At 43.2% G+C, this 20964-nt stretch carries 18 protein-coding genes; 4 read left to right on the forward strand and 14 right to left on the reverse strand.

The window, feature by feature from the left end; genetic code table 11:
- Nucleotides 1-14 precede the first annotated feature (14 nt).
- The 7 genes from HWQ39_RS19315 to HWQ39_RS19345 all read right to left on the reverse strand — a co-directional run bounded on the left by HWQ39_RS19315 (nucleotide 15) and on the right by HWQ39_RS19345 (nucleotide 8475).
- Nucleotides 15-866, reverse strand: a complete 852-nt coding sequence (locus HWQ39_RS19315) for a nitrate ABC transporter ATP-binding protein (RefSeq protein ID WP_292848486.1) — start codon at nucleotides 864-866, stop codon at nucleotides 15-17.
- A 302-nt stretch (nucleotides 867-1168) separates the two neighbouring features.
- On the reverse strand, nucleotides 1169-1420 hold the full coding sequence (locus HWQ39_RS19320) for a hypothetical protein (RefSeq protein ID WP_292848489.1): 252 nt from the start codon (nucleotides 1418-1420) through the stop codon (nucleotides 1169-1171).
- Nucleotides 1421-1504: 84 nt separating this feature from the next.
- Nucleotides 1505-3511 carry a nitrate ABC transporter ATP-binding protein gene (locus HWQ39_RS19325; protein WP_292848783.1) on the reverse strand — a complete coding sequence of 669 codons (2007 nt, stop codon included), beginning with the start codon at nucleotides 3509-3511 and terminating at the stop codon, nucleotides 1505-1507.
- A gap of 230 nt (nucleotides 3512-3741) precedes the next feature.
- Nucleotides 3742-4581 carry a nitrate ABC transporter permease gene (gene ntrB, locus HWQ39_RS19330; protein WP_292848500.1) on the reverse strand — a complete coding sequence of 280 codons (840 nt, stop codon included), beginning with the start codon at nucleotides 4579-4581 and terminating at the stop codon, nucleotides 3742-3744.
- A 210-nt stretch (nucleotides 4582-4791) separates the two neighbouring features.
- On the reverse strand, nucleotides 4792-6174 hold the full coding sequence (locus HWQ39_RS19335; RefSeq protein WP_292848502.1) for a CmpA/NrtA family ABC transporter substrate-binding protein: 1383 nt from the start codon (nucleotides 6172-6174) through the stop codon (nucleotides 4792-4794).
- Nucleotides 6175-6985: 811 nt separating this feature from the next.
- A complete protein-coding gene (gene argJ, locus HWQ39_RS19340; protein WP_292848504.1) occupies nucleotides 6986-8227 on the reverse strand; it encodes a bifunctional ornithine acetyltransferase/N-acetylglutamate synthase in 1242 nt (413 codons plus the stop codon).
- Between the two features lie 110 nt (nucleotides 8228-8337).
- Complete coding sequence (locus HWQ39_RS19345; protein WP_292848506.1) at nucleotides 8338-8475, reverse strand: hypothetical protein; 138 nt, start codon at nucleotides 8473-8475, stop codon at nucleotides 8338-8340.
- A gap of 426 nt (nucleotides 8476-8901) precedes the next feature.
- Between HWQ39_RS19345 and HWQ39_RS19350 the strand changes: the two genes are divergently transcribed.
- The 3 genes from HWQ39_RS19350 (at nucleotide 8902) to HWQ39_RS19360 (ending at nucleotide 11575) form a co-directional block, all read left to right on the forward strand.
- Nucleotides 8902-9270, forward strand: coding sequence for a hypothetical protein (locus HWQ39_RS19350; RefSeq protein ID WP_292848508.1), 369 nt, complete (start codon nucleotides 8902-8904; stop codon nucleotides 9268-9270).
- 493 nt (nucleotides 9271-9763) lie between these two features.
- Nucleotides 9764-11179 carry an AAA-like domain-containing protein gene (locus HWQ39_RS19355; RefSeq protein ID WP_292848510.1) on the forward strand — a complete coding sequence of 472 codons (1416 nt, stop codon included), beginning with the start codon at nucleotides 9764-9766 and terminating at the stop codon, nucleotides 11177-11179.
- Nucleotides 11180-11392: 213 nt separating this feature from the next.
- On the forward strand, nucleotides 11393-11575 hold the full coding sequence (locus tag HWQ39_RS19360; RefSeq protein ID WP_292848512.1) for a hypothetical protein: 183 nt from the start codon (nucleotides 11393-11395) through the stop codon (nucleotides 11573-11575).
- Here HWQ39_RS19360 and HWQ39_RS19365 read toward each other — a convergent pair.
- The 6 genes from HWQ39_RS19365 to HWQ39_RS19390 form a co-directional block, all read right to left on the reverse strand.
- Entirely contained in the window at nucleotides 11552-12790 is a 1239-nt protein-coding gene (locus HWQ39_RS19365; protein ID WP_292848514.1) for an acyl-CoA dehydrogenase family protein, read from the reverse strand. The two genes, HWQ39_RS19360 and HWQ39_RS19365, sit on opposite strands and share 24 nt — an antisense overlap.
- Before the next feature lie 232 nt (nucleotides 12791-13022).
- Complete coding sequence (locus tag HWQ39_RS19370) at nucleotides 13023-14261, reverse strand: acyl-CoA dehydrogenase family protein (protein WP_292848516.1); 1239 nt, start codon at nucleotides 14259-14261, stop codon at nucleotides 13023-13025.
- A gap of 51 nt (nucleotides 14262-14312) precedes the next feature.
- Entirely contained in the window at nucleotides 14313-15134 is an 822-nt protein-coding gene (locus HWQ39_RS19375; protein WP_292848518.1) for a hypothetical protein, read from the reverse strand.
- Nucleotides 15135-15166: 32 nt separating this feature from the next.
- A complete protein-coding gene (locus HWQ39_RS19380) occupies nucleotides 15167-16504 on the reverse strand; it encodes an LLM class flavin-dependent oxidoreductase (RefSeq protein ID WP_292848520.1) in 1338 nt (445 codons plus the stop codon).
- Between the two features lie 6 nt (nucleotides 16505-16510).
- Nucleotides 16511-17350, reverse strand: a complete 840-nt coding sequence (locus HWQ39_RS19385) for a MetQ/NlpA family ABC transporter substrate-binding protein (RefSeq protein WP_292848522.1) — start codon at nucleotides 17348-17350, stop codon at nucleotides 16511-16513.
- 74 nt (nucleotides 17351-17424) lie between these two features.
- On the reverse strand, nucleotides 17425-18297 hold the full coding sequence (locus tag HWQ39_RS19390; protein WP_292848523.1) for a MetQ/NlpA family ABC transporter substrate-binding protein: 873 nt from the start codon (nucleotides 18295-18297) through the stop codon (nucleotides 17425-17427).
- 482 nt (nucleotides 18298-18779) lie between these two features.
- Between HWQ39_RS19390 and HWQ39_RS19395 the strand changes: the two genes are divergently transcribed.
- The gene (locus tag HWQ39_RS19395; RefSeq protein ID WP_292848526.1) at nucleotides 18780-19652 is read left to right on the forward strand and encodes a CmcJ/NvfI family oxidoreductase; all 873 of its coding nucleotides are present in this window, start codon (nucleotides 18780-18782) and stop codon (nucleotides 19650-19652) included.
- A 139-nt stretch (nucleotides 19653-19791) separates the two neighbouring features.
- Here the strand turns inward: HWQ39_RS19395 and HWQ39_RS19400 are convergent, their stop codons facing one another.
- A complete protein-coding gene (locus tag HWQ39_RS19400) occupies nucleotides 19792-20823 on the reverse strand; it encodes a hypothetical protein (protein WP_292848529.1) in 1032 nt (343 codons plus the stop codon).
- Nucleotides 20824-20964 lie beyond the last annotated feature (141 nt).

A 20964-nucleotide genomic window follows, 5' to 3' on the forward strand; every position in this document is an offset into this window, starting at 1 on the left:
TAATGAGGATTAGCTTAACCTACATCATCATGAGCAAAGCGGTTAAAGAGGAAGTCTAAGGCATAGTTACGCAGTTGGTAATATTGTGGATCTTCCATGATGCGGCTGCGATCGCGCGGACGAGAAAAAGGAATTTCCATGACTTCGCCTATTTTCGCGTGGGGGCCATTGGTCATCATTACCAATTTGTCTGCTAAAAATAGTGCCTCGTCGATGTCGTGGGTAATCATCAGCACTGTACAACGGTTATCGCCCCAAATTTTCAGCAATTCTTCTTGTAACTCTTCTTTGGTAATGGCATCCAGCGCCCCAAAAGGTTCATCTAAAATTAAAACTTTGGGACGAATTGCCAAAGCACGGGCGATAGAAACCCGTTGTCTCATCCCGCCGGACATTTGCATCGGTTTCTTTTCCATCGCATCAGCCAGTCCCACCATTGCCAAATGATCGCGCACGATCGCTCTTTTTTCAGCTTGTGGTTTGTTGGGATAAACGGCGTTGACAGCTAAGTAAATATTTTCAAAAGCAGTTCGCCAAGGTAGCAAGGCATAGTTTTGGAAGACAACCATCCTGTCTGGGCCTGGTTGGGTAATGGGTTCTCCTTCGAGTAACACTTGCCCGGAGGTGGGGAAGTTAAAACCGGATACCATATTTAACAGCGTCGATTTGCCACAGCCAGAGTGGCCGATGATGCAAATAAACTCGCCCTGTTCGACGTTGAGATTAACGCCGTCGAGTACGGTGAAGGGGCCTTTCTTTGTAGGATAGACTTTGGTAACGTCTTTAATTTCTAGGAAAGGTCTGCGGCCGGTGGTTGCAGTGGTTAATGGTTTTCCTAGTGTGGTTGTAGAGTTGCGGTTTTGCATGGTATTTGGTATTTGGGGATTAAAAAGCTTAATGTAGGCGATGTGCAACTGAATATTCTGACCTTTCTTCTTCTAAGGGCTACTGTGTATACACAAGTCTGAAATAGCTGATTAACCAAGGTTTTACCCCACCCTAACCCTCCCCTTGGAAAGGGGAGGGAACTAGATTTCTTTTTCCCCCTTTCCAAGAGGGGATTAAGGGAGGTAATTCGATTTGTGTGTAGAAGGGAGACGTTAACGGAGATAAAAGCTGGATTCATCCAGTTCAAATACTCGTTAACGGAGATAAAAGGTGGATTCATCTAGTTCAAACACTCGTTAACGGAGATAAAAGGTGGATTCATCCGGTTCAAACACTCGTTGACGGAGATAAAAGGTGGATTCATCCAGTTCAAACACTCGTTAACGGAGATAAAAGGTGGATTCATCCAGTTCAAACACTCGTTGACGGAGATAAAAGGTGGATTCATCCAGTTCAAACACTCGTTAACGGAGATAAAAGGTGGATTCATCCAGTTCAAACACTCGTTGACGGAGATAAAAGGTGGATTCATCCAGTTCAAACACTCGTTAACGGAGATAAAAGGTTCGCGCGTAATGTCCTACTCCTTCCACTCCCTCTTTCTCTCACGATTTTTTTATGATGCGAGTTTTCTTCTTGGTGCATCAAGAACAACTTCCGCGACTGAAAAATCACGTTTAATTTTCAAGCTGTTGAGATAGGCGATCGGATCGTCGGCGTTAAAGGGAGTACCATCGAAGAGTTTGATCGGTTGGCGAATATAGCTAATATCTAAACCTAATTCTCGTGCGGCGGTGCTGAAAACTCGCACTCGACACACCCGTTCTACAACTTCTACCCAATTTCTGGGGAAGGGAGTATCACCCCAACGCGCCAATTGACTCATAATCCAAATTTGTTCGGTGCGACTAGGGCGGTTAATGGCAGACTCAGAATAAAACTGGTGATGGGCATAGTCTTGCAACGGATGGTCTAAGTCACAAGTGAGACTATCTGGATCTTCAAGTTGAATGTATTCTAAATCAGTGCTGACGTAATCTCGCCCTGCTAAAATTTGCCGAATCTCTTGGGTATTTTCGGGATTTGCACAATACTGGCAAGCTTCTAGCAAAGCTTTGGTCAAAGCAATATGCGTATTGGGATAATTTTCTGCCCAATCTTCCCGCACACCAAGAACTTTACCGGGGTGTCCCAGCCAAACTTCTAAATCGGTAGCGATGGTAAAGCCGACATTTTCCACAGCAGCGCGGTAGTTCCAAGGTTCACCGACGCAGTAACCGTCAATACTTCCGGCTTTTAAGTCGGCTACCATTTGCGCTGGGGGAATGGTCTTCATATCCACATCAGTATCGGGGTCAATTCCTCCAGCTGCTAACCAGTAACGCAGTAATAAGTTGTGCATAGATGCGGGATGCACTACTCCCATTGTGTGCGGTTGTTCGCGGGTGAGAATCAAGTAATTTCTGAAGTCTGATAAGGTTTGCACACCTTGGTCGTAAAAGCGTTTTGCTAAGGTTATGGCGTTACCGTTGCGAGTCATGGTGAGGGCGGTGACAACGGGCAGAGGTTGGTTATTATGTCCTCCCAAAATTAGCCACATCGGCATCCCTGAAGGCATTTGAGCCGCATCCAAATAGCCGCCAGTCATGCCATCGACGATACCCCGCCAGTTGCTTTCCCGCACGAGGTTAACTTCATCTAAACCATGCTTGACAAAAAAGCCTTTTTCTTTGGCAACTGCTAAGGGGGCGCAAGCTGTCAGAGGTAAAAAGCCAATTTCTAGGTTAACTTTTTCCAACCCATGACGGGCAACGTCGGCAGTTTTTCGCGCCCGAATTTTCTTGATCCGTTTCTGCTGATTGAGGAAGTAAATCATCTCACTCCGCAAGCTGTAGTAGCTGGGATGTTCTACAACTTCCATGCGCTTGCGGGGTCTGGGAATATCCACTTCTAGAATGTCACCGATTTTAGATTCGGGGCCGTTGGTTAGCATCACGATTCTGTCAGATAACAGCACCGCTTCATCGACATCATGTGTCACCATCACGGCGGTAACTTGATTTTCTTCGCAGATTTGCATGAGTTGTTCTTGCAAATTGCCGCGTGTGAGTGCATCCAATGCACCAAAGGGTTCATCTAGCAAGAGTAATTTGGGACGAATTGCTAAGGCGCGGGCGATCGCAACTCGCTGCTTTTGTCCACCTGATAACATTCCCGGTTGTTTGTCAGCATGGGGACGCAAACCTACCATATTTATATGTTTTTCGATAATGGCGTTGCGTTCATCTGCGGGTAAACCTTTCATTACCGAGTCTACGGCGAGGGCAATATTTTCTCTGACTGTCCGCCAAGGTAATAGCGAATAATTTTGGAACACCACCATCCTGTCTGGGCCGGGTTTGGTGATTTTTTGTCCTTCGAGAGTGACAATACCTTCAGTTGGCAAATCTAAACCCGCAATCATATTTAATAGAGTGGATTTACCGCAACCGGAGTGACCAATCAAAGAAATGAATTCTCCTTTCTTAATTTGGAGGTTGATTCCTTTGAGGGCAATATATTTGCCACCACCAGTTAATTCAAAAACTTTTTCAATTTGATCGACAGCTACAAACATACTTATTTATCCTTTGTCATTTGTCCTTTGTCCTTGGTATCTAGTCATTAGGTCGTGTTTTCAAACTTCTCTTTAAGCACCCTAGTCTTTAAAGATCCCCCCAACCCCCCTTAAAAGAGGGGCTTTTAGAGTTTCTTTCCCCCCCTTTTTAAGGGGGGTTAGGGGGGATCTTCGAGTTTTAAAACAGTCCCTAGTCCTTAGTTTTTTATAAATGACTAATGACTAATAATTAATGACTACTTTTGCTCTGCTGGTAAAATTTTGTTTTGTAGCCAACTCATCGCTTTATCTAGCACCAAGCCGACAATGCCGATGTAAATTAGAGCTAAAATTACTTCGCTGACGTTGTTATTTTGATAAGCGTCCCAGATAAAAAAGCCAATGCCGACAATACCAGACATGACGATTTCGGCGGCGATAATCGCTAACCATGCTAAACCGATCGCAATTCTTAAGCCGGTAAAGATGTAGGGTAATGCCGCCGGAATCAAAATATTGGTGAAATATTCTTTGCGGCTAAGTTGCAGAACTTTGGCGACGTTGTTGTAATCTTGGGGAATTTGGGTAACGCCGACAGCAGTGTTAATTAAGATGGGCCAAATTGCAGTGATGAAAATTACGAATAAGGCGGCTGGTTCGTTTTGTCGTAAGGCTGCTAAAGAAATTGGAACCCAGGCTAGAGGTGGTACAGTCCGCAGTAGTTGAAAGATGGGGTCTAATGCTTTGGACATGGTTTTATTCACCCCAATTAAAATGCCCAAACCAATACCAACGATCGCAGCTAGGGTATAACTGATAGCAACTCGTTGCAAACTAGCAAGAATCTGCCAGAATAAACCTTTATCAATGCCACCTCGGTCATAAAATGGCCAGAAAATCAGCACCCAAGTGTCTTGAATAACTTGTATCGGCCCTGGTAATGTGGCTCCCGGAGTCCAAGCGAAGAGTTGCCAGATAATGAGGAAGATGGCGATCGCGATCGTTGGTGGTATGAGGTCAGGAAATTGCTTTTGCAGGCTGGCTATAAAGCTATTACTAAATCTAGGACTTGCAGGGCGTTTTTGGGCGAGTGTCATAATGCTGTATTCTCCTGAAATTTTATTTGTTATTTGTCCGTTGTCATTTGTCAGTCAATACGGTTCGGTTAGTATATTTGGCTCTCGGAGATCCCCCCCAACCCCCCTTTTTTAAGGGGGGCTTTTCCTCCTATTTACCCCCTTTTTAAGGGGGTCGCCGTAGGCGGGGGGATCTTATGCAAACCGTATTGCTTTGTCAGTTACCAATGACTAAATACTGACCTTCTTAATTTTCAAACTCTTCAAATATTGTTCTGGCTTTTTGGGGTCAAATTTTATGCCATCAAAAAATTCTTCTACACCACGGGATGTATTTGTAGGAATATCAGCAACGGCAATCCCAGCTTCTTTGGCAGCTTCTTTCCAAATATCTTCGCGGTTGACTTTGTTGATAAGTTCCTTAGCTTTAGCAGCATTATTGTCTACGTAATCTTTTGGTAAGAATCCCCAACGAACGTTTTCAGTGATGAACCATAGATCGTGACTCTTATATGGATAAGAAACATTACCTTTTTCATCTTTCCAGTAGTAAGCAGCCATTGATTTATCATTAATTTTGCGACCATCACCCATGTCATATTTACCTTGGTATGGATCGGCTAGAATTTCCGGTGAAGAAAGATTGAAATAATTTCGTCCAGCCAGAATTCCAGCCGCTTCTTTGCGGTTGTCAAAATTATCTAGCCACTGTTGGGCTTCCATAATTCCTTTTAAAATTGCTTTGGTAGCCTTGGGATTTTTATCAACCCAATCGCCTCTTATAGCGAGATATTCTTCAGGATGATTTTTCCAAATTTCTGCGGTTAATGCTGCTACGTAGCCGATTTTGTCTTGCACTAGGCGATAAGGCCAGGGGTCGCCTGTACTAAAGGCATCCATTGTTCCAGTTTTCATGTTGGCTACAGTTTGCGCCGCCGGTACTGTGAGCAACTTGACATCTGCATCCGGGTCTAAGCCGCCTGCTGCTAACCAGTAGCGAATCCACAAATCTTGGTTGACGTGGGGAAAAGTGAATGCAGCTGTGAAGGGTGTTGAAGATTTTAATTCCTTAAATAAAGACTTAGCGCTAGCGAGTTGTAAACTAATACCTTTGCCTTGGTGCTTGTTTGCGATCGCAATTCCATTTCCATGTGTAATTAACTGACATAATACATACATGGGAATTTTTTGATTGCCCTTGGTAATTAAACCTTCTGTAATTAAATGTGGCATTGGCATTTGCCATTGACCGCCATCTATACCGCCACCCGCAGAACCAATTTCTACATTGTCTCTGGCTGCACCCCAAGAAGCTTGTTTGGAAAGGTCAACATTCTTCATCCCATACTTGGCAAAAAAGCCTTTTTCTTTAGCAATAATTAAAGGAGCCGCTTCTACAATAGGGATATATCCCAGCTTGACTGTAGTAGTTTCTGGTGTTTGTTCGGGACTAATATTAACAACAGATTTAGCAGTTGGTTGTATTTGAGTGCTTCCCCCAGTGAGATTTTCAGGAGGATTACCCAAACAGCCTTTGAGGAATATAGTACCCGCAGATGCTCCGGCTGTGAAGATAAATTTGCGACGGGAAATTTGATTAAAAAATTCTGTCATAATATCTCCTGAAAAGGTAAATGTTATTTTTTATAGCTATGATAATTTAGGCAAGAAACACAATGTTTTTTGCATTATTAATGATTAATCAAGCTATATTTGACCAAGCGATCGCAGCCATTTCATCAATGAAATAGCTATCTGTATAACAATACGGTTCGATTAGTGATATTTTGCCCAGGAGATCCCCCCAACCCCCCCTTTTTAAGGGGGGCTTATAAACCTCTTTTACCCCCTTAAAAAGGGGGTCGCCGTAGGCGGGGGGATCTTAACCGAACCGTATTGACCTCTATAAGAACTCGGTTAAATTCTTGACTCTGCTTTTTTAATCTGATGCAGAGGTGTCATTCACCTTGTTGAAATCAGTTTACAGCCTTTGAAGCCGAAATTATTAACTTTGATTCGGGATTATTAAACAAATATTAGATTGAATGTATAAGTAAAAATTTATCTATTTTCCTTAACTATAGGAATAATTTTTAATATATCAACTCCTATTTATAGAGACTATTATGTTTACTTTATGATTAACTATTTTCACTTCTTTTGTAACTTAATTTTAGTAGTTATTTGTCATCTATAAGTTTTTATTTATCACAACCATTATGTTATCCCGATAATTTAGGAGCGCGCTGCGATGAGAGTGAGATGGTAAGGCTGGGAAAGTTGAAGACCTAAGCAAATACTCCAAATAGGTGTATTTATTATCCAGCGATCGCAACTATCTGCCAATTGAATTAATGATTGCAACACATCTTTGGCTCAAGACGCGATGACTCGCGTCTCTACAACGCAAATAATTGGGAGTAGTTCAGGTAGTGTATTCGGCGTTAATCTTCACGTAGTCATAACTCAAATCACAACCCCAAGCTTTACCCACACCATAACCATTGCCAACATTAACGGAGATTAACACCGTATCTTGTTGGAGATAAGCACTTGTCGCTGCTTTTTTCAAATAAGCACTCGCTGCTGCGCGATCAAAAGTTAAGGGTTGCCCATTTTCTAACATTAAGAAATCCCCTAGCTTAATTTGCAGGTTTTCTTGCTCAAAGGGCACACCTGCACGTCCGGCGGCGGCGGCGATACGTCCCCAATTGGGATCGCGTCCAAAGATTGCAGATTTAACTAAGGATGAACCAGCGATGGTTTTGGCAATTTGACGCGCTGAGAGTTCATCATGAGCGCCAGTTACTTCTACTTCAATGAGACAAGTTGCACCTTCACCATCACGAGCGATCGCTTTGGCTAAATGCTGACAAACTGCTGTTAACATCGCCTCTAATTTCTCTGCTTCTGCGCCCCATTCTATAATTGCTGGGGTACGAGATTGACCATTTGCCAAGGCAATTAAGCTGTCGTTGGTGCTGGTATCACCATCCACGGTAATGGAATTAAAGCTTCTATCAGCTGCCCTTGCTAACATTTGTTGCCAAAGAGCTGGCGAAACCACAGCATCACAAGTAACAAATGCCAGCATGGTTGCCATATTGGGGTGAATCATACCGGAACCCTTGGCAATACCGCCAATTCGTACCGGGCGATCGCTTATAGTTGTCTCTAGGGCAATGGATTTTGTTACCAAATCTGTAGTGATAATTGCCCCAGCAGCGGCATCTGAGCCTGTTTCTGATAGTGCTGCTACTACCTTGGGAATCCCACTTCGCAAGGCATCCATCTTAATTCTTTGACCAATCACCCCAGTGGAAGCCAATAACACAGATTCAGATGAGATATTCAAGGCTTGGGCTATTGCCAGCGCAGACTCTAAAGCATCAAACCAGCCTTGATTACCTGTAGCAGCATTTGCTTGTCCAGCATTACAGAGAATGGCACGAGCGCTCTGTTTAGCTTGCAAGCGTTGGCGACAATAGTCTACACAGGCTGCTTTGACTTGGCTAGTGGTGAATACACCTGCTGCGATCGCTTCCACCTCTGAAAATATCAAAGCTAAATCTGGCAACCCTGAAGGTTTCAATCCTGCGGTAATTCCCGCCGCCTGATATCCTCTTGGTGCTGTGATGCCACCTGTTATTTCTTGCCAATCTGCCATTATTCTTCAGGGTAATTGAAAGTTTGAGAGATTTAAAAACCCTCCACACAAATGAAGGGCTATCGCATCAGTTCACTGGAATTATTTTACACAATTCCTGGAATAGTAAGTTAACTACTTTGCTCATCAAAACTCCTGGGTATGAAACCCCGTGCTTTTAGCTGTTCAGTGACGTTTGCTTTGAGTGAGTCACGGTAGTTAATCAATTCCTTGGTCAGTTCATTCTCTGGTAGCCTTCCAGTTTTCACGCCAGTTACCCCTTTCCGAAGTGAGCAAGTAGTAAGCGCCTGCCTGCGATCGTCAGTCCTCATTCTGTGCGGGTAATCGTTGCTTTTTTATTAGATGATTAAAGTTATACCGCTTACTTCTCAAAAGCTTCTCCCATCTTATCCTTAGTCATTTATCCAATTGATGACCGAAAACGTAAACGATACAAGCCCCTGAATTTATTTATGGAGGAGCAAAAAAATGTATTTCTAGACGCACAGCGCAAGAAATACTACGTCCTTGTTTCAAGCCCCTAAATTTATTCATGGGGATTGTAATTTTTAATTTTTAATTCCCCAAAGGGGTTGACCATGCCATTTTGATTGTCGAGGTGTTCAATAAAACTACCCGAACAATACCTGAGCAAGTGATTGAAAATTGTCAAAAGCGATTGAGTAAATATTATAATGATTGACCCCTACGACTTTGAAAATGATGACTTTGATCTTGAGGATGAGGATTTATTGAATATAAAACCCATCAGCCAAATGACTGAAAGGGAAAAGCTACAGAGGTTTAAGTGGTTCTTCGACAGCAGCAGCCGTGCTATGTTGCAAGACTGTCTATTTCGCATTATCAATTACGAAGATGGTACGGGTACATTAGAAATTCTTTGCCCTAATGAAGTTGTAAGGCAACGCCTTTCCAAGAAAAAGCGGAAAATTACCAACAACATTAACACCTGCTGGAGTCATATTAGATGGTTTTCGCTATGTGTCCAGCAAGATAGTGAGTTGGATTGTCAGAAGTTTACCCGTAATGGTGATTTGGTTTAGGGGATTGGGAACTGGGGACTGGGGAAGAAGCAAGGGAGAAGAATTTTCCCCTCCGCACCCTGCCCCTCTGCCTCTTTTCAATGCCCCATGCCCACTACGGCAGCCCTATCTCTTCATAATCTTTTTTTGGCGAAGGTATTGCGTAGGCGAGGCAGTTTTAATTCATACTTCTTAATCTACCATCTACGTATACTTATTTTTACAGTAGCGGGATAACTCCTGTGAACGGTTACTGCAAGACAACCATCAAAACACCGAGCGAAAAAGTAGGAAAAGTAGGAAAAGTAGGAAAAGTGGGGAAAACAGATAATTGATGTCAGTGTTTACTATCAAGCAAGTATAATGTAACTTAGTTGATTAGAGTTCCAAGGAATTTTAAGAAAAATAAAATAAGAGTGTATCAAAAATGGCTACATTGAATTACAGTTTCAGTAGTTAAATAGAAAAAGTTATTGCTTTTGGTACTGATTTATAGTAAATACCTGAAAGAACAATGTATAAAACTAAACGTAAGCGAGGAGTTATACTAACTTCCACAGGAATTAAACGGTTGCAATCAGCAATTCTTTCTGTAGAAATAATAGAAAATAAAGGCGAACACTTGAGTTTAGAAGAAATAAGCTCACGCATTCATGTTTCTACTAGAACTTTGAGTAAATTATGGTCTTTAAGTGAAAGTGTAGATCAAAAAACTATAAAACTCTGCTTTAGCACTTTTAATCTAGAATTACACAGCGAAGACTACACCATAGCCAACAAAGTAAATGAGACTGAAACATCTAAATTATTGTCTATTGCAAATATAAAAGAAGATTTATCTCAACGTTCCAAATTAACCTCATTTGTTGAAGAACATCAGACACGAACTGAACAGATAGAAAATCTTTGTTCATACCCGGATGGCCCCATACCTCTAGCTTCTCCTTTTTATATTGAACGTCCTCCATTAGAGAGAAAGGTTTATCGAGAGGTAACTACTAGTGGCTGCGTAATTCGGATTAAGTCCCCCAAACAGATGGGTAAAAGTTCTCTTGTGTTGCGGCTTTGTGCTTTTGCACAGAAACAAGGATATCAGACTGTAAATCTGAATTGCTACCAATTTCATAATGAGTCTCTAACTGATTTAAATAAATTGTTGCGTCATCTTTGCTGGAAAATTGCAACTCAATTAGGTATTGACCCCAACCTCAAAGAAAAATGGAATGAAGAAATTGGCTACAACTTGAGTAGCGGCTTCTATTTAGAAAACTATTTGCTCGATCAATGTCAAAGCCCAGTGGTTTTAGTGTTGAATGAAGTTGACCATTTTTTTGAATATCCTCACATTTGTCAAGAGTTTTTTGCTTTGTTGCGATCGTGGTGTGAGGAAGTACGACATAATCCCAAGTGGCAAAAGCTGAGGTTAGTAATGGTTTACTCAAGCGAAGAGTACATCTCTATGGATATTAACCTCTCTCCTTTTAATATTGGTCTACCTATTCGTCTGAACGATTTTACTCAACCACAAGTAGAAGATTTAGCTAGACGGTATAGTTTAGATTCGTTTAAAGCTAAAGATTTTGCCCAACTAATGTTACTAGTAAGAGGACATCCAGCACTAATTCAGATTAGTTTGTACTATCTTAAGTATCACGAAATGACTCTGCAAGAAATAATAGAGGAAGCGATCGCCAATGGTGGCATCTACCGCGATCTTTTATGGCGACAGTTGATCAAACTGCAAGAAAATCCTAGACTGGCAAAGACTTATGCTGAAATTTTGGCAGCAAAACAAAGTATTCCTCTTAATCCTATTGAGACTTATAAGCTTGAAAGTTTGGGATTAATTCGCTTTGAGGGCGATCGCATCTTACCGCGTTGCGAACTCTACCGTGCCTATTTTGCAAAACAGCTATCGACAATTGTGTAAGACACTCACTCAATATTTTTGTGTGACTCGAAGAAGATTTTGGACAGGATGTCCAACTTTACCTTCCAAAAATGTCCAAAAAACGGCAAAAAGGAAACCTAAGAGAAAACCTGATATCGAATAGACATCTCCAGAAATTAAAGATGCGTTACCCAGAATCCTTGTAAAGACGTAGCAGTGCTACGTCTCTACATTCTTTTTCGGAGATGTCTAATGCACCCAAGCACGATCGCCCGATCAATTCCACCGCATCATAGGGAAGAATGCGATCGCGTTCTCGAAAAGTGCTTACAGTTCCCGCAGTTGGCGGTGACTGGAGTCGAGAACTGGAATGTAGAATCTATAGCTTTGATAGCGTTGATTGCAATTTCCTTAGAAAAATCCTCGCGGTGGTAGTGGTGTGCCGTTGATTTCGTAGTCGCCAATGGCACGAGCCTTAAAATGGCTGGGATTATGGGATGCTAGAGTCCGAGCGTTGCGCCAATGACGATCTAAATTAGAGCTTTTTTTAGTTGTGGAAGCCCCGCCAACTTCAAATAGTAAGGTGGCTGAACGTAGTGCCAAGTCATCAACAATTAATTTCGCTTTGGATGCACCCAGTGAAGCTGCTAGGGCTGCGGCTAATTGAGCCTCCTCACCTTGAGTTTTGGCAACAGCGAGGCGATCAAGACCATCGGCAGCAGCCAGTACAATTGCTTCAGCAGCAAAAGCATTAGCGGAGATTTGCCCGATTGTTTGCTGCAAGAGTGGGTCATCTGCTGCTTGCTCGGCTACAGCATGATAGAAGGTTCTGGGGCGTTTGTGAATTAGCGCTGTCGCATCGCGCAACACGCTGCGAATAATCCCCGCGTTCACCGCCGTCAGGAACAATTGCGGGACGATGTTGTAGGGTAAATTGTCTTTGTCTGTATCCTTTTCTAAAAGGACTTCATCTGCTTCCACACGGACGTTTGTAAACTTAGTTGTTCCCGTGCCAGTCAACCGTTGCCCAAAGCCGTCCCAGTCGTCCACAAGCTCAACCCCTTCGCGGTTGCTGGGAATAATCCCCGTTGCTGGGATGTCTTCTGGTGTGAGCAGACGCACATAAAGAAAGTCTGCGTAAAGGCTACCAGTGCTGTAATATTTCGTTCCGTTGAGACGGTAGCCGTTACCATCGGGTGTTAATTTGGTATTTACGACTCCGCCACCACCAGCTTTTTTCAGTTCTAGTTCATTGGCAGCACTACCGAAGATTGCGCCATCAGCGGCGGCTTTGAGCCAGCGCCGATTTCTTGCGGTGCGTTCGGAACGCAAAATTCGCTCTGTGACGGAGAAATGATTCCGCACAATATGAGCAACATTCGCGTCAGCATCCCCCAAGCGAATAGCAACCTCGAACAATTCCCGTGCGGTTCTACCAGCGCCACCTTCAGCAACAGGGATTCGCAATGCACCCAACCGGGAACGCCGGATTAATTCCACCACATCATAGGGCAGAATGCGATCGCGATCGCGCTCACTTGCCCCAACAGCGATAAAATCCAAAAGCTGCTGGAATTCTGGCGAATTGGCTGTGACAGGAGCCGAAAACTTAATTTGGGGTTCTAGAACTTTCTCTACAATTTGGGTCATGGTTTTTCTCTCTCGAATATCTGACGTTGAAAAAGAGGCAAGGGGGCAGGGAGCAGGGGGCAGGGAGCGAGCACGGGAGAAGTTTCAGATGGGGATTCGACCCCACCTGTTGCGTTAGCTTCCCGCAGGTACGAGAACCACTTAACTGTTCCGCTCCGCTCCACCGCAGGAGTCAGGGGTCATTTCCCCCCGCTCCCTGCCCCCTTCCCCCTGCCTCTTCGTTGAAATGTCCCTAGAAAAATCCTCGTGTCGGTAGTGGTGTACCGTTGATTTCGTAGTCGCCAATGGCACGGGCTTTGAAGTGACCAGGATTATGGGATGCTAGAGTCCGGGCGTTACGCCAATGACGATCTAAATTAGAGCTTTTTTTAGTTGTGGAAGCTCCGCCAACTTCAAAGAGCAAGGTAGCTGAACGTAGTGCCAAGTCATCAACAATCAATTTCGCCTTAGCTGCACTCAGAGAAGTTGCCAAAGCTACTGCTAATTCAGCTTCTTCACCTTGAGCTTTGGCAACAGTAAGGCGATCGAGTCCATCAGCAGCAGCCAGCACAATCGTTTCTGCTGCAAAGGCGTTGGCGGAGATTTGACCGATAGTTTGCTGCAATAGCGGGTCATCTGCTGCTTGCTCGGCTACGGCATGGTAAAAGGTTCTAGGGCGTTTATGAATGAGGTTTTTTGCATCACGCAGCACGCTACGAATAATCCCTGCATTCACCGCAGTCAAGACTAATTGTGGAACAATGTTGTAGGGCAGTTTATCTGCATCTGGGTCTGTATCAAGAATTACCTCATCTGCGGCAACGCGCACATTAGTGAACGTAGTTGTTCCCGTGCCAGTCAACCGTTGCCCAAAGCCGTCCCAGTCGTCTACAAGGTCAATCCCCTCGCGTTTTGTTGGTATAATTACTGTGGCAACAGTATCATCAGGTGTTAGTACCCGCACGAAAATTAAGTCTGCGAAAATACTACCAGTGCTGTAATACTTGGTTCCATTCAGACGATAGCCATCACCATCAGGTGTTAATTTTGTATTTGCCACTGCGCCGCTACCAGATCGCTTCACTTCTAGTTCAGTTAAGGCGAGTCCAATAATCGCGCCATCAGCAACGGCTTTGAGCCAGCGACGATTTCTGTCACTGGGTTGAGCGCGTAAAAGCCGCTCTGTAACAGAGAAATGATTCCGCACAATATGAGCAACATTAGGATCAGCATCTCCCAGGCGAATCACGACCTCAAACAGTTCCCGTGCAGAACTACCAGCGCCACCATCAGCAACAGGGATTCGCACTGCACCTAACCTGGAACGCCGGATTAAGTCGATGACATCAAAAGGCAGAATGCGATCGCGATCGCGCTCACTTGCTCCCAGAGCGATAAAATCGAAAAGGCTTTGCAATTCTGCCGATTTGGGTGTTACAGGAGTCGAGAACTGAAACGTGGAATCTATAACTTTTTCTTCAATTTGAGTCATTGTTTTTGTTTATTAGGAATTGGGCATTGGGGACTGTGTAAAATCTAAAATTCATTGGCTTACACTCAACAATTTCGGCAGTTTCTCGACGGGAGTATCGATTAAGTAAGCCAGAACTTCTCTGCGCCAGCCGTCGTAAACAGCGTTAATACCATCCACTCCGGTAATACCCTTAGCTTTATGAGCAGTATCCCAATGGTCTATAAGATAGTTGGTGCGTCGTTGCTGAATCTCCTCATCTCGCTCTAGCAATTGGGCTGCAAGTTCAGAACGCTCATTTGGTGATGCTTTGTCGTAGAGTTGCTTCCACCAGTCAATCACTGCTAACCGATGCGCTGCTTCATCGGGTAGTATTTTGTCTACAAAATAGGTAGCAGTTTTGGGGTCACTGATTCGACCTACCCGACTTTGCAGAAGGAATGGCCCCACAACATGGAGTTCATAATGCACTTGAAAGGCAGCGAATCCTAACCAATCGCGCACAGCAGAGTCGCCCATAAACTCCCAATGTTCTTGTACCTGTTGCTGGATCTGATCGATGGGGTCATAGCCTAACAACTCCTGTACTCGGAGGCGGCTATTAAGGGAGTGTGCGCCATCATCCCCTAATTGGCGACTTAAAGATAGTTGCCAGTGAGGATCGTGAATTAATTGTGCGATCGCCTTGGCAATCACCTGTACAATAAACAGATCGTGAGCGGCTCCTGCAATGCGAAAACGGGCAAAATTCTCTTTCTCTTCTTGTGTTTGGGGCGGACGAGTTTCTACCTTTTCCAAGTTGAGTAAATAAGGCGCGTGTTGAGCTGCTAGCTTGTTCAGAATTTCAGTTTCATATTCTTCAGTCCACACGGGTTTGCTTAAACTTGCAACCATTGGTTTTCTCCTGATTTAATCATTGAAAAGTTTCAAAGCTTGAGTTTTTCACGCCTAAATAGGCTTTGTGGGCGATTTAATCCGAAGCGATCTCTCAAGGTCTTTCCTGTATACTCATGCCGAAAAATTCCCCGCTTTCTGAGAATTGGGACTACATGATCAACAAAAATCTCCAAGCCTGAAGGTAAAACATCTGGCATTAAATTAAAGCCATCAACAGCCCCAGCCAGAAACCACTCTTCAATTGAGTCAGCTATTTGCTCAGGTGTCCCAGCGATAAAACGATGTCCTTTGCTGAATCGTTTAGCTAACTCGCCGACAGTGAGCTGTTCACGACGAGCCAGACCAATTATGGCGTTGCTAAACCCTCCCACGCCGTCAGCTGGCTGATATGTACCATCAAGTATGAAGTCAGGGAATGGTTTATCTGGGTTTAAGTCATAGACTACAGATCCCAGATGACCGGCTAAGGCGCCTAACCTTTCTTCTGTTCCTGTCAACTCAAGATGCTCTCTGTGTCGCTTTTTAGTTTCTTCTTCTGTGCTACCAATCACAGTTGACAGTCCAGGTAATACCTTAATTGCGTCAGCAGGTCGCCCATGTTTAACCGTGCGTCTTCTGAGATCGGTTGTAAACTCAATTGCATCAGGGAAGGATAGGAGTGATGCAAAGACCCCATCTGCATAACGAGCAGCTAATTCTAAGCCTCCAGGCGAGCCGCCAGCCTGAAATAAGATGGGCTGTCCTTGGGGAGAACGTGGGAGATTAAGCGGGCCATCAACATGAAAGTGCTGTCCATGATGGTTAATCGCATAAATCCGTTCTGAATCAGCAAAGCGTCCGCTAAGTTGGTCGCCGATGAGGGCATCATCGTCCCAACTGTCCCATAATTTCCGCACGACTTCGACAAATTCTCCGGCTCTTTCATAACGTAATGACTTGGGTAAATGGGGCGCGTCACTATAGTTTTTAGCTGCGTTAGCGTTGCGAGTGGTGACTACATTCCAGCCCACCCGCCCATTGCTCAGGTGATCCAGAGAACCAAAGCGACGGGCAATATTATACGGTTCTTCAAATGACGTAGATGCTGTACCAATCAACCCAATGTGTTCTGTAACTGACGCTAAAGCAGCAAGTAAAACGGTAGGATCAAAACCGATTGCTGGGCCTGACTCAGGTGATGTAAATAAAGATGGGCTGTCTGCTAGAAAAATAGCGTCCAGGGTTCCCCGTTCTGCGACTTCAGCAATGTGCTGCCATTGATTAAAATCATAGTAGCCAAAGGGTGATGCTTGGGGACTCCGCCAAGCACCAGGATGATTACCAGCAGGCAGAGCATTAAGACCAAAATGTAATGTACGATTACTCATAATTTATTAAAATGCAGGTGCAATCGTCCCTTGGTAGGTGTTAGCAATAAAATCTTTTACTTTGGGATGAACAACTAATTGATCGAGTTTTTTAATGTTGGGATCATTTTCTTTTGACCGCAAAGTTGTCAACCCTGCTGTATATTTTCTTTCTAGATTGGTTGGGTCTATAAAGATAGGGTCTAGCTTAATTCGAGCATTTGCCAATGTAGTTGCATATAGCGAAACAACATCTAAATCATCCAGCGCTCTAGCTAGAGAACCTCCATCTGCTCCCTGAATTTTCAAGTTTTTCGGATTCTCGGTGATATCTTTAATGGTGAACAAATCACCGGAATTATCCCTAAGCTTGATCAAGCCTGCAACTCTGAGTAATCTTAAGCCACGATCTTGATTGATGGGGTCATTGGCAATCCCAACCAACGCACCCTGAGGAAGTTCATCGGCTGATTTGATTTTCAATCGTTTTGAATAGAGTGCAAATATATAGGAAAAAATGCGCGGATGCATAACTAAATCTAAATTGAGTCTCTTGGCGATGTTTTCCATAAACGCTTGATGCTGACCAAGATAAGCGTCAATTTCTCCACTTTTAAGCGCATTGTTAGCAATGATACCATCGCTAAACTTGATCAGATCAACCTTTAAGTTTTGACTCGGTGCTAACTCTTTTTGCACATATTTCAGAATGTCTTCGGGGACGAGCTGGGTAATTCCTACTTTGACGGTACTGAGTTGTTGAGATGAATTTTGATTTTGTGTACAACTAGCAATAAGAGTGGATGCGATCGCACTTCCTGTTCCTAAAATAAAATAACGACGGTTTATCTTTGTTGAGCGAATCATATTAATTCAAAATTCACAATTAATAAAGCTAGATTTAACTTAGGTTTTTAGGGGATTTTTTAGTTGTAAGTACCTTAAAATACGGGGAATAATGAGCCTTTGTAGGTAGTATTAATAAAATCTTTGACCTTGGGATTTATGAGCAATTGATTGAGTTTTTGGATGTTAGGATCGTTTTCTTTTCCTCGTAACGTCACTAACCCTACGGCTAGGCGTTGATCGTTTGTGTGTTCGCGGACAATGGGTTGTAAATCTAACTTTGCTTGAATGGGTATAGATGAAGACATCACAGCTAAATCAATATCGTCCAAGGCTCTAACAAGCGCAGGACTTTCTAACTCCTGAATTTTCAGGCTTTTAGGATTGTCACTGATATCTTTAACTGTCAGCAATTCCCCTGATTTTTCTTTCAATTTAATTAAGCCATTAGTTTGTAGCAATTTCAGTGTGCGATCGCGATTGCTGACATCATTGGGAATAGCGATGGTTGCTCCTGCAGGAATTTCACTCAGGGATTTCTGTTTCAAACGTTTGGAGTAAAATCCATAAAGAGTAATGTAGCTGCGATTCAGCATCACTAAATCTAAGTTGAGTCTCTTGGATGAGTCCTCCATAAATAGTTGATGCTGAAAATAGTTAGCATCAATTTCCCCACTTTTTAATGCGGTGTTAACCTGTACCCAATCGCTAAGTTGGACAATCTGAATCTCTAAACCCTGACTAGAGGCCAAGTCTTTTTGAATAAACTTTAAAATATCTTCAGCAATTACAGACCAGACTCCAACTTTAACTTTGCCAGTTTTTTGTAGGACTGATACATTCTGAATAGTTGGTGTGCCGGTCGATTGATTTTGACTAGAGGTACAACTAGCAAAGAGAACGGAGGCGATTGCACTTCCTGTTCCCAAAATAAAATATCGACGGTTTATTCTTGTTGAAAGAATCATATTAATTCACAATTCACAACTAAAGACACTTTCAGACAAGCCTTAAATCCCCGTCTGAAATTGCTCACCTAACGCATCATCGCTAATCATTAATTTGCAAAGGTATGAGCAAAATGTATAGTTTATTGACAAAGAGCTTGTATCTTATCTGTATTTCAATTACTATTATTGCATTAATCTACTGTAAGTCAATCGGCAATAAGTATTTTACAATTGTACTGCAATTGGCATAGTCACGGTACAGAAGACATCATTTATAGATGTCTTCTGGACTTTACTATCGGATTCCCATCTGATTTTTGAAATCTACTTAGTAGAGTTTGTATAACCAAACTTACAACTAAGCTCTAAGTGTAGATGATTTTTTCCAGAATCAAAGAGGATTCCCATACCAGAAATTAGGTGTTGAACTTAATCTCAACAGATAACCTTTGTATATAAGTCTTGATTCCAAATTCTCAACAACCAAAAGACCATCACCTATGAGCTTAAACAGCCAAGTTATCGATAAACCGATCTCTCAAGATTTGCCATACGTAGAGGCCAACCTCAATTACCTAGTCCCGATGGTGGAAAAACCTGTCAACTATACTTATGAACCACCATCAGGTACACCTCGCTCCAATACTGCCTTTCAAACACACAAACTGCGAATCTACAATGCTCGTTCCATCTCAAAAGATATCTTGCTAGATCAAGAAGGATTTGCATTTACCGAGCATAATACCAATGTTCGCAACTTTTATGACGAAGACGAAGTACGTCAAGTTTACTATCCAGAAGCAGAGCAATTATTAAAAGAGGTAACAGGTGGAACTAAGGTAGTGATATTCGATCACACTTTGCGTAATGCCGATTTAAGCAACCCTGGTGAAAATAAAATTAGGGAACCTGGCAAGCGCGTACACAATGACTTTACTGCTAAATCTGGCTATACAAGGGCGCGCTGGGAGTTAGAAAAAAGAGGCATAGATAATGATGAGATTGAGGCACTGTTAAAACAACGATTTGCCATCATCAATGTATGGCGGGGAATAGCTGACACAATTCAAGAGTCACCGTTAGCGCTGACTGATGCACGTACTATTGCACCACCAGAACTTGTAGCAGGTGATTTAGTATATCGCGATCGCATTGGTGAAACTTACGCAGTCACACACAATCCAGAACATAAATGGTACTACTTCCCTCAAATGCGGCGGAATGAAGCCATATTTATTAAATGTTTTGACTCCGCAGAAGATGGGCCTGCACGTTTTTCTGCCCACTCAGCCTTTGACGATCCTACTAGTTCAGTAGATGCGCCCGCCAGACAAAGTATTGAGTTGCGAACATTGGTCTTTTATCCTGCATAGATGAGTTAGGGAGCATCCCGTTTGGATCGCCCTGCGAAGACAGCGCACGCTACGCAAACTAGAAATCTGGGGCTATACAAACTAAACCCGCGCAGGCGATCTACGTTTGTGTAGCCGCGATTTCCAATCGCCGATGTTTCTATATTTTTTCACCTTCATAAGCAAGAGCTTGATCGCCTGCTTGGGCAAATCTCTGAGCGAGTTCAATTAACTGTTGTCGCTCTTGATCGTTAGCAATCCCAGCCGGAGGAGGCATGAGTTTTTCTTTGATTTGGCGCACCGTTTCATGTCGTAAGCTGAGAGCCTGATTCGGATAATTCAGTATTAGTATAGGATTCTGCTTGGCAGGGTTGTCTGGACTGTGACAAACAACACAAGCATTTTCCCTCAGCTTGACTTCTAATGCCCGATAAGCAGCATCAACTTTAGTCACGTATGGGTTGGATGGAGAAAATAAACGTGTATATAGTGTCACATAAGGCTGCTTCTTGCCATTAGCGTCATTCCAACCCCATTTCCCATCCCAGGCATGATTTACCTTTGGACGCTTTGGATCAACTACCGCTGAACGTAGCGAACCAATCAGCTTCTTTTGTTCTAGAAAGAAAAGTAATTCCGTAGTTTGCTGATAAGAATCCCATTTTTTTGATGAGTGCCAGAACGGATAAGGAAAATCTCCAATATCAAGCTGATTCCGAAACTGAGTGGAAAGGTGGATGACAATCAGATTATTTATCTGTTCAACCTTGGGTTCACCTTTAAACATAAAGGTAGAGAGGTAAATACGTCGCCATACCAAGGGATCAAATTCGGTTTTTTGATTAGCTTTGAGATTATAGTTACCAACTTTATTTTGAGCGCCCCATAAAAAGGGTACGTTCATCGTTTCGCGCAAGATTGTTAGCTTTGCGAGTTTGTCAGCGCAGGAGTTGAAGGCAGCTAAATTTTTAGCATCAGAGACAACGGGACAAGCCGCAATAATTTCTTTGCCGACTTTCTTTGCTAGTTCTATGTCTGGCGATGTTTCTTGTGCTGATACTGTATTCTTGGTGTTGAATGCTGGGGTTGTAGAGATAAAGAGAGCGATCGCTACTACTATGCTCAGTAACACAAACTGCATAGGCGCAGCTTGCCGTAAGTATCGCGAGTAAAATTTCCGAAAATTGGGCATTGGGGAATTCTCAACTTAATAAGATATCCAATCTTGTGGGGTGGGCGACACGATAGCCCAGTAAGCAAAGGCGCTCATGTTGCCCACCCCACAATAAATAGTTGTTTGGATATTTTTTATTTGGAAGTTTCTAAACAGTGA

The sequence above is a fragment of the Nostoc sp. NMS8 genome (genome assembly GCF_017115045.1).
In the GTDB taxonomy this organism is placed as follows: domain Bacteria; phylum Cyanobacteriota; class Cyanobacteriia; order Cyanobacteriales; family Nostocaceae; genus Nostoc.

What these genes read in the sequence shown, in the direction of transcription:
- HWQ39_RS19315 (WP_292848486.1), bottom strand. Translation starts at nt 866, where the DNA reads ATGCAAAACCGCAACTCTACAACCACACTAGGAAAACCATTAACCACT.
- HWQ39_RS19320 (WP_292848489.1), bottom strand. Translation starts at nt 1,420, where the DNA reads ATGAATCCACCTTTTATCTCCGTCAACGAGTGTTTGAACTGGATGAAT.
- ntrB (WP_292848500.1), bottom strand. Translation starts at nt 4,581, where the DNA reads ATGACACTCGCCCAAAAACGCCCTGCAAGTCCTAGATTTAGTAATAGC.
- HWQ39_RS19335 (WP_292848502.1), bottom strand. Translation starts at nt 6,174, where the DNA reads ATGACAGAATTTTTTAATCAAATTTCCCGTCGCAAATTTATCTTCACA.
- argJ (WP_292848504.1), bottom strand. Translation starts at nt 8,227, where the DNA reads ATGGCAGATTGGCAAGAAATAACAGGTGGCATCACAGCACCAAGAGGA.
- HWQ39_RS19350 (WP_292848508.1), top strand. Translation starts at nt 8,902, where the DNA reads ATGATTGACCCCTACGACTTTGAAAATGATGACTTTGATCTTGAGGAT.
- HWQ39_RS19355 (WP_292848510.1), top strand. Translation starts at nt 9,764, where the DNA reads ATGTATAAAACTAAACGTAAGCGAGGAGTTATACTAACTTCCACAGGA.
- HWQ39_RS19360 (WP_292848512.1), top strand. Translation starts at nt 11,393, where the DNA reads ATGCACCCAAGCACGATCGCCCGATCAATTCCACCGCATCATAGGGAA.
- HWQ39_RS19365 (WP_292848514.1), bottom strand. Translation starts at nt 12,790, where the DNA reads ATGACCCAAATTGTAGAGAAAGTTCTAGAACCCCAAATTAAGTTTTCG.
- HWQ39_RS19370 (WP_292848516.1), bottom strand. Translation starts at nt 14,261, where the DNA reads ATGACTCAAATTGAAGAAAAAGTTATAGATTCCACGTTTCAGTTCTCG.
- HWQ39_RS19375 (WP_292848518.1), bottom strand. Translation starts at nt 15,134, where the DNA reads ATGGTTGCAAGTTTAAGCAAACCCGTGTGGACTGAAGAATATGAAACT.
- HWQ39_RS19380 (WP_292848520.1), bottom strand. Translation starts at nt 16,504, where the DNA reads ATGAGTAATCGTACATTACATTTTGGTCTTAATGCTCTGCCTGCTGGT.
- HWQ39_RS19385 (WP_292848522.1), bottom strand. Translation starts at nt 17,350, where the DNA reads ATGATTCGCTCAACAAAGATAAACCGTCGTTATTTTATTTTAGGAACA.
- HWQ39_RS19390 (WP_292848523.1), bottom strand. Translation starts at nt 18,297, where the DNA reads ATGATTCTTTCAACAAGAATAAACCGTCGATATTTTATTTTGGGAACA.
- HWQ39_RS19395 (WP_292848526.1), top strand. Translation starts at nt 18,780, where the DNA reads ATGAGCTTAAACAGCCAAGTTATCGATAAACCGATCTCTCAAGATTTG.
- HWQ39_RS19400 (WP_292848529.1), bottom strand. Translation starts at nt 20,823, where the DNA reads ATGCCCAATTTTCGGAAATTTTACTCGCGATACTTACGGCAAGCTGCG.